14 protein-coding genes are annotated in these 14,454 nt (G+C 68.0%); 10 read left to right on the top strand and 4 right to left on the bottom strand.

Features of this window, described 5'->3' with window-relative positions:
• Positions 1-66: 66 nt before the first annotated feature.
• The 4 genes from ILT42_RS09930 (at position 67) to ILT42_RS09915 (ending at position 4,205) form a co-directional block, all read left to right on the top strand.
• Positions 67-1,563: a leucyl aminopeptidase gene (locus ILT42_RS09930; protein ID WP_204215432.1), complete on the top strand. Its 1,497-nt coding sequence runs from the start codon at positions 67-69 to the stop codon at positions 1,561-1,563.
• 170 nt (positions 1,564-1,733) lie between these two features.
• A complete protein-coding gene (locus ILT42_RS09925; RefSeq protein WP_204215431.1) occupies positions 1,734-2,186 on the top strand; it encodes a DNA polymerase III subunit chi in 453 nt (150 codons plus the stop codon).
• 68 nt (positions 2,187-2,254) lie between these two features.
• Positions 2,255-3,826 (top strand): S10 family peptidase, encoded by a 1,572-nt coding sequence (locus ILT42_RS09920; protein ID WP_204215430.1) that lies wholly within the window; start codon positions 2,255-2,257, stop codon positions 3,824-3,826.
• A gap of 4 nt (positions 3,827-3,830) precedes the next feature.
• Positions 3,831-4,205 carry a hypothetical protein gene (locus ILT42_RS09915; RefSeq protein ID WP_204215429.1) on the top strand — a complete coding sequence of 125 codons (375 nt, stop codon included), beginning with the start codon at positions 3,831-3,833 and terminating at the stop codon, positions 4,203-4,205.
• Between the two features lie 373 nt (positions 4,206-4,578).
• Here ILT42_RS09915 and ILT42_RS09910 read toward each other — a convergent pair whose 3' ends face one another.
• Positions 4,579-6,456, bottom strand: coding sequence for an ABC-F family ATP-binding cassette domain-containing protein (locus ILT42_RS09910; RefSeq protein WP_204215428.1), 1,878 nt, complete (start codon positions 6,454-6,456; stop codon positions 4,579-4,581).
• Between the two features lie 149 nt (positions 6,457-6,605).
• Between ILT42_RS09910 and ILT42_RS09905 the strand changes: the two genes are divergently transcribed.
• The 4 genes from ILT42_RS09905 to ILT42_RS09890 all read left to right on the top strand — a co-directional run bounded on the left by ILT42_RS09905 (position 6,606) and on the right by ILT42_RS09890 (position 10,401).
• Positions 6,606-7,319 carry an SAM-dependent methyltransferase gene (locus ILT42_RS09905; protein WP_204215427.1) on the top strand — a complete coding sequence of 238 codons (714 nt, stop codon included), beginning with the start codon at positions 6,606-6,608 and terminating at the stop codon, positions 7,317-7,319.
• A 79-nt stretch (positions 7,320-7,398) separates the two neighbouring features.
• Positions 7,399-8,748 (top strand): nucleotide sugar dehydrogenase, encoded by a 1,350-nt coding sequence (locus tag ILT42_RS09900; protein WP_204215426.1) that lies wholly within the window; start codon positions 7,399-7,401, stop codon positions 8,746-8,748.
• Positions 8,749-8,855: 107 nt separating this feature from the next.
• Positions 8,856-9,539 (top strand): Crp/Fnr family transcriptional regulator, encoded by a 684-nt coding sequence (locus ILT42_RS09895; protein WP_204215425.1) that lies wholly within the window; start codon positions 8,856-8,858, stop codon positions 9,537-9,539.
• A gap of 7 nt (positions 9,540-9,546) precedes the next feature.
• The gene (locus ILT42_RS09890) at positions 9,547-10,401 is read left to right on the top strand and encodes a GNAT family N-acetyltransferase (RefSeq protein ID WP_204215424.1); all 855 of its coding nucleotides are present in this window, start codon (positions 9,547-9,549) and stop codon (positions 10,399-10,401) included.
• A 19-nt stretch (positions 10,402-10,420) separates the two neighbouring features.
• Here the strand turns inward: ILT42_RS09890 and ILT42_RS09885 are convergent, their stop codons facing one another.
• Complete coding sequence (locus ILT42_RS09885; protein ID WP_204215423.1) at positions 10,421-10,774, bottom strand: hypothetical protein; 354 nt, start codon at positions 10,772-10,774, stop codon at positions 10,421-10,423.
• A gap of 52 nt (positions 10,775-10,826) precedes the next feature.
• On the bottom strand, positions 10,827-12,008 hold the full coding sequence (locus tag ILT42_RS09880; RefSeq protein WP_204215422.1) for an MFS transporter: 1,182 nt from the start codon (positions 12,006-12,008) through the stop codon (positions 10,827-10,829).
• Positions 12,009-12,119: 111 nt separating this feature from the next.
• Between ILT42_RS09880 and ILT42_RS09875 the strand changes: the two genes are divergently transcribed.
• Together ILT42_RS09875 and ILT42_RS09870 are read left to right on the top strand one after the other, a co-directional pair.
• On the top strand, positions 12,120-12,443 hold the full coding sequence (locus tag ILT42_RS09875; protein WP_204215421.1) for an ArsR/SmtB family transcription factor: 324 nt from the start codon (positions 12,120-12,122) through the stop codon (positions 12,441-12,443).
• Between the two features lie 62 nt (positions 12,444-12,505).
• A complete protein-coding gene (locus tag ILT42_RS09870) occupies positions 12,506-13,747 on the top strand; it encodes an alpha/beta hydrolase family protein (protein WP_204215420.1) in 1,242 nt (413 codons plus the stop codon).
• Here ILT42_RS09870 and ILT42_RS09865 read toward each other — a convergent pair.
• A complete protein-coding gene (locus ILT42_RS09865) occupies positions 13,723-14,379 on the bottom strand; it encodes a TetR/AcrR family transcriptional regulator (protein WP_229428587.1) in 657 nt (218 codons plus the stop codon). The genes ILT42_RS09870 and ILT42_RS09865 overlap by 25 nt on opposite strands.
• Positions 14,380-14,454: the final 75 nt, after the last annotated feature.

The raw sequence follows: 14,454 nt of genomic DNA, 5'->3' as shown, positions 1-14,454 counted from the left end.
TGGTGTATGTCACCAAACGTCGCAGCCGGTTCCGGGCTGCCCTTCAGCCAGAACATAGAGGTATCCATGGCCGAACCCCTCAAGGTCGATTTTCAGGCTCCCGGCGCCCTGGGGGGTGGGGATTGCGTCGTATTCGTCGGAGACGACCTGAAGCTCGTCCCTGCGGTCGCCAAGCAGCTCGGCCCCAAGGTCGCCGACCTGATCGTCCGCGCGGCCGCGGCGGAGCAGTTCAAGGGCAAGGCCCGCTCCGTGATGGCGGTGGCGGCCCCGGCCTCCTTGGCCGCGGACCGGCTCATCGTCGTCGGCGTCGGTGGCGAGAAGGATCGCGCGGCCTTCGATTGGGTTCAGCTCGGAGGGGCGATCGCCGGGAAGGTTACGGGACGCCAGGCGACGATCCTGGCCGATATGCCGGGCCTCCAGGCCACCCCCGATGCCCTGGCGGACCTCGCCCTGGGGGCGCGCCTGCGCCAGTACAGCTTCGACCGCTACAAGACCAAGAAGGACGATGGCAACGGCAACGGACAGGGGGCGACGCGGCTGACCTTCGCGGTCGCCGATCCGGCTGCTGCCAAGCGGGTCCAGAAGGCCCGCGACGGCATGGCGGCCGGCATCGTCATGGCCCGCGACCTCGTGAACGAGCCGCCGAACGTGCTGGGACCGGAGGAGTTCGCGGTCCGGGCCGAAGCCCTCCGCAAGTCTGGCGTGGAGGTCGAGATCCTCGACGAGCGCGCCATGCGGAAACTGGGCATGGGGGCGCTCCTGGGCGTCTCACAAGGGTCCCGCCGGGAGGCCCGCATCGTCATCATGCGCTGGAACGGCGGAAAGGCCGGCCAGGCGCCCGTCGCCTTCGTGGGCAAGGGCGTCGTGTTCGATTCCGGCGGCATCTCCATCAAGCCCGGCGGCGGCATGGAGGACATGAAGGGCGACATGGCGGGCGCCGCCTGCGTGGTCGGCCTCATGCAGGCCTTGGCGAGCCGCAAGGCCAAGGCCAACGTGGTCGGCGCCATCGGACTCGTGGAGAACATGCCCGACGGCAACGCCCAGAGGCCCGGCGACATCGTGAAGAGCATGTCGGGCCAAACCATCGAGATCATCAACACGGACGCGGAAGGCCGCCTCGTGCTCGCCGACGTGCTCTGGTACGTGCAGGACCGGTTCAAGCCGCGCTTCATGGTGGATCTCGCCACCCTGACGGGCGCGATCCTGGTGGCGCTGGGCCAGGAATACGCGGGCCTGTTCTCCAACGACGACGAACTCGCCGGACGCCTGAGCGCGGCGGGCGAGGCGACGGGCGAGAAGGTGTGGCGGATGCCCGTGGGGCCGGGCTTCGACAAGATGATCGATTCGAAATTCGCCGACATGAAGAATTCGGCGGGCCGCCATGCCGGATCGAGCACGGCGGCGGCCTTCCTCCAGCGCTTCGTGAACGACGTGCCCTGGGCCCATCTCGACATTGCCGGAACCGGTTTCGGCTCGCCCCAGAGCGAGATCAACCGAGGCTGGGCGTCCGGCTGGGGCGTGCGCCTGCTCGACCGGCTGGTGAGGGACAACTACGAGGGGTGAAGTTTCGAGCAAACTCCGCCGTCATGGCCGGGCCTGACCCGGCCACCCACGTCTTTCGACGTGCGTCGTGGGTCCCCGGATCAAGTCCGGGGATGACGGTCGAGGCGCCTGAGCGCAGCCTCCCACGCAGTCCCGCTTCCTCTCCTGCGCGTCAGCCCTAAAACCACCCCATGGCCGAAGTCCTGTTCTACCATCTCCAGAACCAGCCGCTCGAAGCCGTGCTTCCGGCTTTGCTCTCCAAATCCCTGGAGCGCGGCTGGAAAGCCGTGATCCAGGTCACCACCGAGGAGCGGCTCACGGCGCTCGACGAAAACCTCTGGACCTACGCGGACGAGAGCTTCCTGCCCCACGGCACGGACCGGGAGGCCCATGCGGCCGACCAGCCGGTTCTGATCACCATGGGGGAGGGCAATCCCAACGGCGCGTCGATCCGATTCCTGGTCGAGGGCGCGGACCTTCCGCCCGATGCCGGCGGCTATCAACGAATGGTGATTCTGTTCGACGGCACGGATGTGCATGCTTTGGCCCGTGCGAGGGACCAGTGGCGCGCCGTCAAGGCCGAAGGGCACGACGCGACCTACTGGCAGCAGGACGAACGCGGACGCTGGCAACGCAAGGCCTAAAGGTCGCTGCCTCTGGTCCGGCTTCGTCCCCCTCCCATCTGTTGGAGCCTGTGCGGGAGGAGATGCGGATGTCGGGTATCGTTCGGTTGTCGTTGGTGGCGGCTCTGTGCTGGGGGCTGACGGCGCCCGCCTGGGCGCAGGAGGCGCAGAGACCCGAAGCCCAAAGACAGGAGGGCCAGCGCGCCGAGCAATCCGAGCAACGCCAGACCGCCCGGCCCGACGCCGCCCGCCTGCCCGGCGATTCCGTCACCCGCCATAGCCTCGACATCGGAGGCCGGACCTTGAGCTTCACGGCCACGGCCGGAACCCTGACCCTGACCGACCCCCAGGGCAGTCCCCAGGCCGATATCGCCTATGTGGCCTACACGCGGGACGACACGGACGCGAAAACGCGGCCCGTCACCTTCGCGGTCAATGGGGGACCTGGCGCCTCATCGGCCTATCTCCACCTCATGGCCATCGGTCCCTGGCGGCTGCCGGTCGGCGCGGCCAGCATCAGTCCTTCGGCTCCGCCAGCGCTCGTGCCCAACGCCGAGACGTGGCTCGACTTCACGGATCTCGTCTTCATCGATCCGCCCGGCACGGGCTACAGCCGAGTCCTCGGCGGCGAGCAGGCCCGCAACCAGTTCTATTCGGTCGGCGGCGACATCGACGGGCTCGCGGCGGTCGTCACCCGCTGGCTCAAGGAGAAAGACCGGCTTCTCTCGCCGAAATTCTTCGTGGGCGAGAGCTATGGCGGATTCCGGGGACCGTTGCTCGCCCAGAAGCTCCAGAGCGACCAGGGCATCGGCCTGTCCGGCCTCGTTCTCGTGTCGCCGGTCCTCGATTTCGACTGGCTCGACCAGTCTTCCGCCGCGCCCTGGATGGACGTGAGCCGTCTGCCCTCGCTCGCCGCCGCCAACCGGGCCATGCGCGGCCCCGTCACCCGCGACGGCATGCGGGATGTCGAGGCCTATGCGTCGGGCGAGTACATGGCCGACCTGCTGCGCGGCTTGCAGGACCCGGCGGCGGTCGAGCGCGCCAGCCGCCGCGTCGCCGAGTTCACGGGGCTCGATCCCGCGCTCGTGAAGCGTCTCGGGGGGCGGGTCAGCGGTGGGGCGTTCCAGCGCGAGATCCGCCGTTCGAGCGGGGAGGTGGTGAGCGCCTATGACGCCGACGTGGCGAGCTACGACCCCGACCCGACGGCGTTCTTCGCCCGTTTCGAGGATCCGGTGCTCACCGGGCTGACGGCGCCGCTCACCAGCGCGATCCTCGACCACCTGACCCGGACCCTCAACTACAAGGCCGAGGGGCGCTACGAACTGCTCAACAACGCGGTCAACCGCGCTTGGCGCTGGGGCGGCGGGCGAGACGCGGTGGAAAACCTCGACGAACTGCGCCAATCCCTGGCGCTCGATGCCAAGATGCGCGTTCTCGTGGTCCACGGCTTCACCGATCTGGTGACGCCCTACTATGCGAACCAGCTTCTCCTGAACCAGTTGCCGGATTACGGGCCCGAGAAGCGCGTCTCGCTTCAGGTTTACGGCGGCGGTCACATGTTCTATTCGCGCGATGGTTCGCGCCAGGACTTCCTCCGGGACGCCCGGCGCCTCTACGACGACGCATTGCGGGCCCGCGACACGGCGCCCGCTAAGGATTGACCGCATGCTCCCACGCCTCGTGCCGCTCCTGATCCTCGCCGGGTTGGGCCTCTCCGCCTGCAACAGCGGCCGCGTCGCGCCCGTGGCGGCGATCCCGGCACCGGCCGGACCCCCGCCCGCCGCTCCGGCGACGCCGAATTTCGGCCCGGTGCTCGGGCCCGACGGCCGGTGCACCGGAGCCGCCTCCGGCACGGCGGCGGCCATTGAGCCGGGCATCTCCGAATGCGACCTCGTGCGCCTCAAGGGCAAGCCCGCCACCGATGTGCTCGTGGGCGAGGGCAAGGGACGGCGCGAGGTGCAGGTGCTCTATTCCGAGCCCGGCGGACGCGAATTGTACTTCTTCGTCGATAACGGGCTGGACCGGATCGTGAAGCCTTGAGGCGCTGCTATCTCGCAGAACCTCATCCTGAGGAAGGCCGTCAGGCCTGTCTCGAAGGAGGGCTCCAGCGGAGTGTTTCCAGCGCGATCTGGACAATCCTTCGAGACGCCCGCTGCGCGGGCTCTCAGGATGAGGCTTCGAGACGAATTGGTGCGCAGTTTCCACAGAGGTTGGCTCATAAATGTGGAGCGCGAGTTTCCCTCCCCCTTGTGGGGAGGGTTAGGGTGGGGGTGTCAGCTCCAGACCCATCGAAGTTCGCGCTCACACCCCCACCACCAACTCCTCCCCACAAGGGGGAGGAGAGCAAGTCGCGCTTTATCGGCCAGACTCTCAGGATGAGGCTTCGAGCGATGAGACTTGAACGGGAGACTAGCTACACCCCAGCCGCCTCGATCTCGCCGCTCACGGCCAGCCATTCCTCTTCCACGGAAGCGAGCGTATCCGCCGCCTCGGCGCGCATCTTCGACAGCTCCGTGGCCTTGGCCGGGTCCTTCAGGAACGCGCTGCCGTCGGCCAGCGCCGAATCCACTTTGGCGATCACGTCGGAGAGCTTCGTCATGCGGGCCTCCAGCGCGTCGAGCCGCTTGCGCAAGGGTGCCAGCGCCACGCGCTTCTCGGCCGCCGCGCGGCGTTCCTCCACCTTGGACGTCCCCGAGGGCTGCTCCTTGTCCGAGCGCTTGCCGGGATCGAGGTCGCCCGACAGGACGAGTTGCCGGTAATCGTCCATGTCGCCGTCGAAAGGCTTCACCGTGCCGCCGCCCACGAGCCAGAGCCGGTCCGCGCAGGCCTCGATGAGGAAGCGGTCGTGGCTTACCAGGATCACCGCGCCCGTGTAGTCGTTGATGGCCTCCATCAGGGCCGTGCGGCTGTCGATGTCGAGGTGGTTCGTGGGCTCGTCGAGGATGAGCAGGTGCGGGCCGTGGAAGGCCGCCAGCCCCATGAGCAGCCGCGCCTTCTCGCCGCCCGACAGGGACGAGACCGGCGTGTCGGCCTTCGCGCCGGGAAAACCGATCTGGGCCGCTTTGGCGCGGGACCGGGCGATGGGGGCGTCAGGCATCAGGGCCTGCACGTGGTCGAAGGCGGTGGCCTTCGGGTTCAGCTCGTCGAGCTGATGCTGCGCGAAATAGGCCACGTCCATCTTGGTGGGGCGCTTCATCTCGCCCTTCATCGGGTCGAGCTTGCCGCCGATGAGCTTGCAGAAGGTGGACTTGCCGTTGCCGTTGGAGCCGAGCAGGGCGATCCGGTCGTCCGGCGAAAGCGTCAGGTTCAGCCGATCGAGGATGACCTTCTCCCCGTAGCCGACGGCGGCGCTCTCGACCGTGATCAGGGGCGGCGCGACCATGCGGTCCGGCCCTGGCAGGTTGAAGGGTAGCACGTCGTCTTCGACGATGGCCGCGATGGGCTCCAGCTTCGCCAGCCGCTTCACGCGGGACTGCGCTTGGCGGGCCTTGGAGGCCTTGGCCTTGAAGCGGTCCACGAAGGCCTGAAGGTGCTTGCGCTCGGCTTCCTGCTTCACGCGCATCTTGGCCGTCAGTTCGCGCTTCTCGGCATATTGCTTGGCGAACGACGTGTAACCCCCGCGATAGATCGTCAGCTTGGCGCGGTCGAGATGTAGGATGTGGTTGACGCAGGTGTCGAGCAGGTCGCGGTCGTGGCTGATGATCAGCACCGTATGGGGATAACGCGCCAGGTAATCGTAGAGCCAGAGCGTGCCCTCGAGGTCGAGGTAGTTGGTGGGCTCGTCGAGCAGCAGCAGGTCGGGCTCGGTGAAGAGCACGGCGGCCAGCGCCACGCGCATACGCCAGCCGCCGGAAAAGTCGGAGCAGGGCCTCCCTTGCGCCTCGGCGTCGAAGCCCAGGCCGTGCAGGATCGCGGCCGCGCGGGCGGGGGCCGAATGGGCGCCGATATCGGTAAGCCGCGTCTCGATCTCGGCCCGGCGGAAGCCGTCCGCCGTGTCGGCCTCGGCCATGAGGCGCGTGCGCTCCGTATCGGCGGCCAGCACCACCTCGATCAGGCTCTCCGGCCCGCCCGGCGCTTCTTGCGCCACGGCGCCGATCTTCACGTTGCGGGGCAGGGCGATGCTGCCGCTCTCGGTGGCGATCTCGCCCAGGATGATCCGGAACAGGGTCGTCTTGCCCGCGCCGTTGCGTCCCACGAGCCCGACCTTGCTGCCGGTGGGCAGGTTGAAGGAGGCATGGTCGAGGATCAGCCGGTCGCCGATGCGGTAGGTGATGTCGTTCGCGTGGATCATGGGCGCCTTTTGGCGCGGGACGCGGGCGGTGGCAAGGCTTCCATACGCGCGACGCAGGGCAGGGCTTCTCCATGGTGGGACCGTGACCGGTTCCACGGGCGTCGCGAAGGGTCTATCGGTTGGGGATGCGTTTCAGCGAGGAGGTTCCGATGACGGCAGCGACCGAGGCCGCCGGGAAGTTCGACCCGGCGCGGGCCGGCGAATACGAGACCCAGAGCCGCATCGCCCTGGCGGGCTACGACGCCTGCCACGAGCTCGCCGCCTGCATGCTGGCGGCAGCCCTCGGCAGCGGGACCGAGGCGCGGGTACTGGTGGCGGGCGCCGGGGGTGGCGCCCGGGAGATTGTCACGGCCGCGCCCCTCGAACCGTCCTGGCGCTTCACAGCCGTAGACCCGTCCGAGGCCATGATGGACCTCGCGACGGCGCGTCTCGCCGAGGCGGGCCTCCTGGACCGGACCGAGGTCGTGCTGGGAACCGTCGCCGACCTGCCCGTCGGCGACCGGTTCGACGCCGCCACCCTGATCGGCGTTCTGCACCATCTGCCGGGCGACGACGCGAAACGCGCGATCCTCCGGTCCCTGGCCGAGCGGCTGAAGCCGGGCGCTCCGCTCATCCTGGCCGGGAATCATTACGCCTATGCGAGCCAGCCGCTTCTGCTGAAGGCCTGGGGCACGCGCTGGCGGATGAAGGGCGCCGGGCCCGGCGAGGTCGAGGCCAAGCTCGGCAAAATCCTGCAAGGCGCGGACCCGCCCCATTCCGAGGAAGCCGTGGCCGGTCTCCTGGCCGAGGCTGGATTCGAGCCGCCCCTCCGGTTCTTCTCCAGCCTGTTCTGGGGCGCGTGGATCACGCGCCGCGCCGCCTGATCCCCGCCCGGTCGCTCGGCCGGCTTGACGGCTCCAGCCATCCCCTCCAGACAAAGCGCGGCGTGAGAGGGGTGCGGGCATGTCGGCCAGAAGTTCGGAAACCGTTGACGTGGCGGCTTTGCTGGAACGCTTCCGGTCCCGGCAGGCCACGATCGGAATCATCGGCCTCGGCTATGTGGGCCTGCCTCTGGCCCTCACCGCCGCGAGGGTGGGCTTCCAGGTTCTGGGTTTCGACATCAACCCGGCCTATGTGGACAGCCTGAACCGGGGCGAGAGCTATATCCGGCACATCGGATCCGAGCCCGTGGCGGCGGCGGTTCGCACCGGACGGCTCGAGGCCACCGCCGATTTCAGTCGCCTCGGAGAGCCCGACGCGCTGCTGATCTGCGTGCCGACGCCCCTGACGAAGCATCGCGAGCCGGACCTGTCCTACGTGGAGCGCACCGCGCGCGACATCGCGGCCCGGCTGCGGCGGGGTCAGCTCGTGGTCCTGGAATCCACGACCTATCCGGGCACGACGGACGAGGTCCTCAAACCCATCCTGGAGGCCACGGGGCTCAAGAGCGGGCGCGATTTCTTCCTGGCCTTCTCGCCGGAGCGCGAGGATCCCGGCAATCCGGATTTCGGCACCTCGACCATCCCCAAGGTGGTGGGGGGCGACGGACCCGACGCCCTGGCCCTCGCCGACGCGCTCTATGCAGGGCTCGTGGTGAAGACCGTGCCGGTCTCGTCCACCGCCACCGCCGAGGCCGTGAAGCTGACCGAGAACATCTTCCGGGCCGTGAATATCGCCCTCGTGAACGAGCTCAAGGTCGTCTACGCCGCCATGGGCATCGACGTCTGGGAGGTGATCGACGCCGCCAAGACCAAGCCCTTCGGCTTCATGCCCTTCTATCCGGGCCCGGGCCTTGGCGGCCACTGCATTCCCATCGATCCCTTCTATCTCACCTGGAAAGCCCGCGAGTTCGACGTCGCGACCCGGTTCATCGAACTGGCCGGCGAGGTGAACACGCACATGCCCTACCACGTGGTCGACCGACTGGCGGAAGCGGTGGATCGCGGCGGGCGGGCGTTCAGCGGCTCCAAAATCCTGATCCTGGGCGTCGCCTACAAGAAGAACGTGGACGACATGCGCGAAAGCCCGTCCCTCAAGCTCATCGAGCTGATCGAGGCGAGGGGAGCGGCCGTCGACTTCCACGACCCCCACGTCCCGGCCCTGCCGCCAACCCGCAGGCATGGGGCGCTGACCGGGCGCCGGTCGGTCGACCTGACGGCCTCGGCCTTGGCCGGGTACGATGCCGTGCTGATCGCCACGGACCATGACGCGGTGGATTACGGCCAGGTGGTCGAACATGCCAGGCTCGTGATCGACACCCGCAACGCCTGCGCCAAAGCTGGGATCGCGAGCCACAAGATCATCAAGGCCTGACGCTGAGGCAGGAAAAGTCTTTTTCCAATGACGGTCCGATAGGCTTCTTCCCACTGCTTGACTTATGCTATAGCGCCGTTCAGCAATAACGCGTCCGGGGGGAACAAATGGCGCGGCTCGCCAGCATTCTACTGTTCAAGGGATTGGATATCGATCTCGCGTCCTTCGAGGCGCGCTCCAACTGGCGTCGGTTCGACCCGGAGGAGATCCTCGTCGACTTCGACGACCCTTCCACGGACGTGTACTTCCTCCTGTCCGGCGACGTGCGGGTGCTGATGCGCACCGCCGCCGGCAAGGAGGTGATCCTCGACGAAATGAAGTCCGGCGAGCTGTTCGGCGAACTCGCCGCCATGGACGGCATCAAGCGCTCCGCCAACGTGACGGCGCTGACGCGGGGCGAGGCCTGCGTGATGCCCGCCACCGTCTTCCGGGACATCGTCTACACCAACCGCGACGTGGCCGAGCGCCTGTTCTGCGTGATGGCCTCCCGCATCCGGGAACTGAACGAGCGTTTCGTGGAGCAGACGGTGCTCGACCTGCGCCACCGGCTCTATTCGGAACTCTTGCGGCTGTCCTCGCCACGGGGCGCCACCGCCGAGCGCGTGGTCACGCCTCCGCCCTTCCACCATATCCTGGCCGCCCGCATCGGCTGCCGCCGGGAGCAGGTCACGCGGGAGTTCACCATGATGGCCCATGAGGGCCTGATCGAGCGCACCCGCGGCGCCCTGGTCCTGCGCCAGCCGGACGTCCTGCGCGAGCGCGTCGCCGAGGCCCTGCGCGAAGAGGCCTGAGGCCGCGATGAGCCCGGCCTCCCAAGGGTTGACGATCAAGGTCATGGAGCCCGCCGATCTCGACCTTGCGGTCGAGTGGGCGGCGGCCGAAGGGTGGAATCCGGGCCTGGACGACGCCGCCTGCTTCCGCGCCGCCGATCCGGATGGTTTCCTGATCGCCCGTCTCGAAGGCCAGCCGGTCGGCTCGATCTCGGTCGTTCGCTATCCAGGCGGTTTCGGCTTCCTGGGCTTCTATATCCTCCGGCCGGAATTCCGGGGGCGCGGCTACGGGATGAGCCTGTGGCGGGCCGGCCTGGCCTGTCTGGAGGGCTGCACGATCGGACTCGACGGGGTCGTGGCGCAGCAGGACAACTATGCCCGGTCGGGATTCCGCTTGGCTCACCGCAACATCCGTTACGGCGGAGCGCCCGTCTTCGAGCCCTCAGGCGACCCCCGCTTACGCTCCATAACGCCGGATTGGGCCGATGCGGTGCTGGCCTATGACCGGGCCTTCTTTCCAGGCTCCCGAGAAGCCTTCCTCGGATGCTGGCTCGCGCCGGGGACGCGCAGATCCCTCGCCCTCGTCGAGAACGGGAGCATCCAGGGCTATGGGGTCGTGCGCGCCTGTCGGAACGGCCACAAGATCGGGCCGCTTTTCGCGGAAGGGCCAGGCGAGGCCGATCTCCTGTTCCGCGCCCTTGCTGCCGAGGCCGGCGGTGGGCCCGTCTTCCTCGATCTGCCGGAGCCGAACCGCGACGCCGTCGCCCTGGCGGAGCGTCATGGCCTCGCGCCCGTATTCGAGACCGCGCGCATGTATCGCGGCCGGGATCCACGGCTCCCGTTGTCGAAGATCTACGGCATCACGACCTTCGAGCTGGGTTAAGGGCGAACGCCGCCTCGGCCTAGAGCTGGAGAAAGTAGAAGCCCAGCGCCCCGACCGTGACGAGGGCCGCGCCGCAATGCTTGACGATGGCGAGCACCGCGAGGCGCTCCCGCCGCTCGGCCAAGCGGGCTGCACTCTCTTCGGGGGTGAGCGGCCGTTTCGGCTGCTGGGAGGCGTAAAGGTCCGGGGTCCAGCTCGATCCGATGGCCGAGCCGTCCTCGATCTCGACGTTATAGGCGATCACCAGTGTCACGAGGCCGGTCAGCAGCGCTCCCATGAAGGCGAAGCGTCCGATCAGGGCGACGATCAGCGCGCAGACCGCGACGCAGAACGCGATGGCAACCGCGTTGGCGATGACGATCCCGAGCCGCATGCCTCACCTCCAGGCACGCAATATGGCGCAGTCCCGCCCGATGGGCGACGGGTCAGCGCGCCTCGGCCGGGAGCGGGGCGGAACGGGTGCTGCCGCCGGACAGGATCACCACGGCCAAGGCGCAGAGGGGAAACAGGGCCGCGACCCATCCGAGGCTCGCGATGGCGCCGTGCTGGATCATCAGGCCGCCGATGAAGGAGCCGAGCGCCACCCCGAGATAGAGGGCCGAGCCGTTGAGCGAGAGGGCGAGCGGTGCGGCGTCCGGGGCGATCGTCAGGATGCGGCTGGCCTGGGCGGGCGGAAACGACCACGTGAGCATCCCCCACAAGGCCAAGCCCACCACGAAGAGAGGCGCTCCGATGGTTTGGGGCAGGTGGCCCATGAGCGAGAACAGGGCCAGCATCGCCGCGTTGGACCCGATCGCGGCCGTGATCGTGCGCCGGGCGCCCCATCGATCCGCGAGCTGGCCGCCGACAGCGTTTCCGACCGCCGCCCCGAGCCCGTAGATCAGGAGCACCGCGGGGAGGGCGGCCCGCCCGATGCCGAACACGTCCGTCGCCACGGGAACCAGATAGGTGAAGAGCGCGAAGCCCCCGGTGATGTAGAGAAGCGTCGTGAGAAGCGCCGGCCGGATGCCCGGCTGCGAGAGGACCGCCAGTCTCGTCCTCAGCGGCAGACGCAAGCCGCGCAGGCCCTTCGGCAGCATGAACCAGATCGCCGCACAGGCGAGAAGCCCCGCGACCGCGATGCAGAAATAGGTGCCGCGCCAGCCCACCAGATAGGCCACAAAGGCGCCCAGCGGCGCCCCGAAGGCAACGGCGAGGGACGTCCCGCCCACGATGATGGAGATGGCCCGGGCGCGGTGGTCGGCATGGGAGATGGCCACCGCGGTCGCCTGGGCCGTGGCCGTGTAAAGTCCGGCCGCGACCGCGATGACGAGGCGCGCGCCCATAAGCATGGCGAAGCCCGACGACAGGCCGGCCGCGAGGGCACCGGCCGCGAAGACCAGGGCGCTGCCGGAGAGGATGAGACGCCTGTCATGGGGGCCTGTCACCGCCGCCAAGATCGGCGATCCGACTGCGTAGGTGAGCGCGAAGGCCACCACGAGATAACCGGACTGGACGAGGCTCACCCGCGTGTCGGCGGCGATCTGGGGCAGGAGGGAGCCGACGACGAAGCCCTCGACCCCGATGGCGAAGGTGCCGAGGGCGAGCCAGAAAAGGCGGCTGTTCATGAGGAGAACCTTTGTTCAAAATTTGTTGAACAATTGAGGCTTTAGGGGAGCGTGTCAAGAAGAAGTTCAAGGCCTGTTGAACTATCCCCCTCCGGTGGCTAAGTTGGGCCCATGACGGAACCGCTCCACCCCGAGACCGAGGATATGGCCCTGGCCCAGGTGCTCGCCGCCCTGGGCGACGAGACGCGGCTGGCTATCGTCGGCATGTTGGCTCGCGGCGCCGGGGAGCCGATGACGTGCAGCCGGTTCCTGCATCTCGGGTCCAAGACGGGGCTGAGCTATCATCTCGCGAAGCTGCGGGAGGCCGGCCTCGTTCGGGTCCGGCCGGAGGGAACGAAGCGCCTCATCAGCCTGCGCAAGGCCGATCTCGACGAGCGGTTCCCGGGCCTGCTCGATTCCCTCATGACGGCGGACGGGTCCGAACAACAAGCTTGACGCTGCGGCAAGCTTTCGCGTCATGATTTCATTCCTCGGGGCGGAGCCGGAGGGAGGATCTCATGGGCCTATTGTTCAAGGACGACTTTCACGATGAGTTCGGAACCTGGCCCTTGGGCTACATCCCTTACGGAGGCGCCGATTTCGGTGAGGTTCTGGCGGTCGCCAAGGCGGTCGGAGACGGCGATGACGACGCGTTCTACGCCGCCTGGATCGCCGCGGCCGACCGTTTAGCCGCACAAGCCGAGGCGGATCTCGCTCGCGGCCGGAGAACGGGCGCTCGCGAAGGGTTACTCAGGGCCAGCTGCTTTTACGCGAGTTCGTACCATCCGATCTACGGCGCGCCGGTCGATCCGCGCGTGGTCACGGCCTTTCGCCGCCATACGGAGACCTTCGATCAGGCGATGGCGCTGTCGGATCCGCCCGTCGCGCCGATCCGCATTCCGTTCGAGGGCCACGGCATGCCGGCCTACCTGATCCCCGCGGAAGGCCATACGAGGGGCCGTCGGCCCCTGCTGATCCTCACGAACGGCTATGACGGCACCATCGCGGACATGTATTTCGCGAGCGCCGTGGCGGCCTCGCGGCGCGGGTACCATTGCCTGCTCTTCGACGGCCCCGGCCAGGGCGGGATGCTGGTCGAGGAGGGCGTGCCCCTGCGGGCCGACTGGGAGACCGTGGTGACGGCCGTGGTCGATTTCGCGCTGACGCAGCCCATCTTCGATCCCGACCGCATCGCCATCACGGGCTGGAGCCTGGGCGGCTATCTCGCGCCGCGTGCAGCCTCAGGCGAGCATCGGATCGCCGCCTGCATCGCCGACCCCGGCCAGCCGGGCCTCGCGCCGGGCTTCCGCTCGATGTTCACACGGTCTGGCGTGTCGCCGGAAGCGGTGGCGGATCTGCGCCGTCTCGACCCTGGCCTGATCGCCCGGGTCGAGGGGATGATGGCGGACCGGAAGATGCGCTGGATGATCGAGCAGCGCGGCTATTGGGTGCATGGGGTCGACAGCGTCGCCGAGTATCTGGCGGCGATCCAGCCTTTCACCCTGATGGAAGGGCGCGCCGAGATGATCCGCTGTCCGACCCTGATCACGGCCGCCGAGGAGGATACCCTGGCGGCGGGCGCACAGGCCCTCTACGATAAGCTCACGTGCCCGAAGGATCTCATCAGGTTCACCGCCCCCGAGGGTGCCGGGGATCATTGCGAGATGATGAACCGCTCCCTGCTCAACCGCCGGATCCTGGACTGGCTCGACGGCGTCTTCGGCCTCAACGGGGCTCAGCGCCCGGCATCAGGTCCGTAGGCCGCGAAGAAGACCCGGATGGCGTTCGTCACGTTGCCGTCGATCTCCTCCCTGGTCGGGGGTCCGCCATAGGCAAAGAGCAGGCGCCGCATGGTGCCGGACTGGCACAAGTCCAGAAAGTGCTGGGCGGCGATCCGCGTATCCGCGATGGAAAGGCGGCCGGCCTTGACCTGGCTATCGAGATAGGCGCCCAGTCGGGCGAGGCCCTGGCGCGGGCCTGCTTCGTAGAACGTCTGGCCCAGGCGCGGAAATTTCTCGGCCGCGCCGATGACCATCCTGACGGACGAAATGTGGGCGGGATTGCCCATATGCTCGAGATAGGTGCGCCCGAGACGCGTGAGCACGGCCCGCACGTCCGGGTCGTCGACATCGAGCTTGAACAAGACCTCAGCCAAGCCTTTCTTCTCCTCCAGGGTCAGGGCCTCGAAGAGGGCTTCCTTGCTGTCGAAATAGACATACAGGGTGCCCTTGGAGACACCCGCCACCTTGGCGATCTCTCCCATGCTCGCGCCATCGAAGCCCTGGGCCAGGAAGACCCGCCGGGCTCCGTCGAGAATCTGGCGCCGCTTGGCGTTCTCGGCACTTCCCTCGGGGGCCACCGGCCGGGTGTCCGGGCGATCCTTGTCCTGCATGTCACTCATGTGCGGTTTGTCACAAGATGCCTATTGACCGAACCGTTCAGTCAAATCATATAGGCGTCATACCTT

This window comes from Microvirga pudoricolor (assembly GCF_016892705.1).
Taxonomy (GTDB): Bacteria; Pseudomonadota; Alphaproteobacteria; order Rhizobiales; family Beijerinckiaceae; genus Microvirga; species Microvirga pudoricolor.
This window is presented reverse-complemented; position numbering and strand designations above follow the sequence as displayed.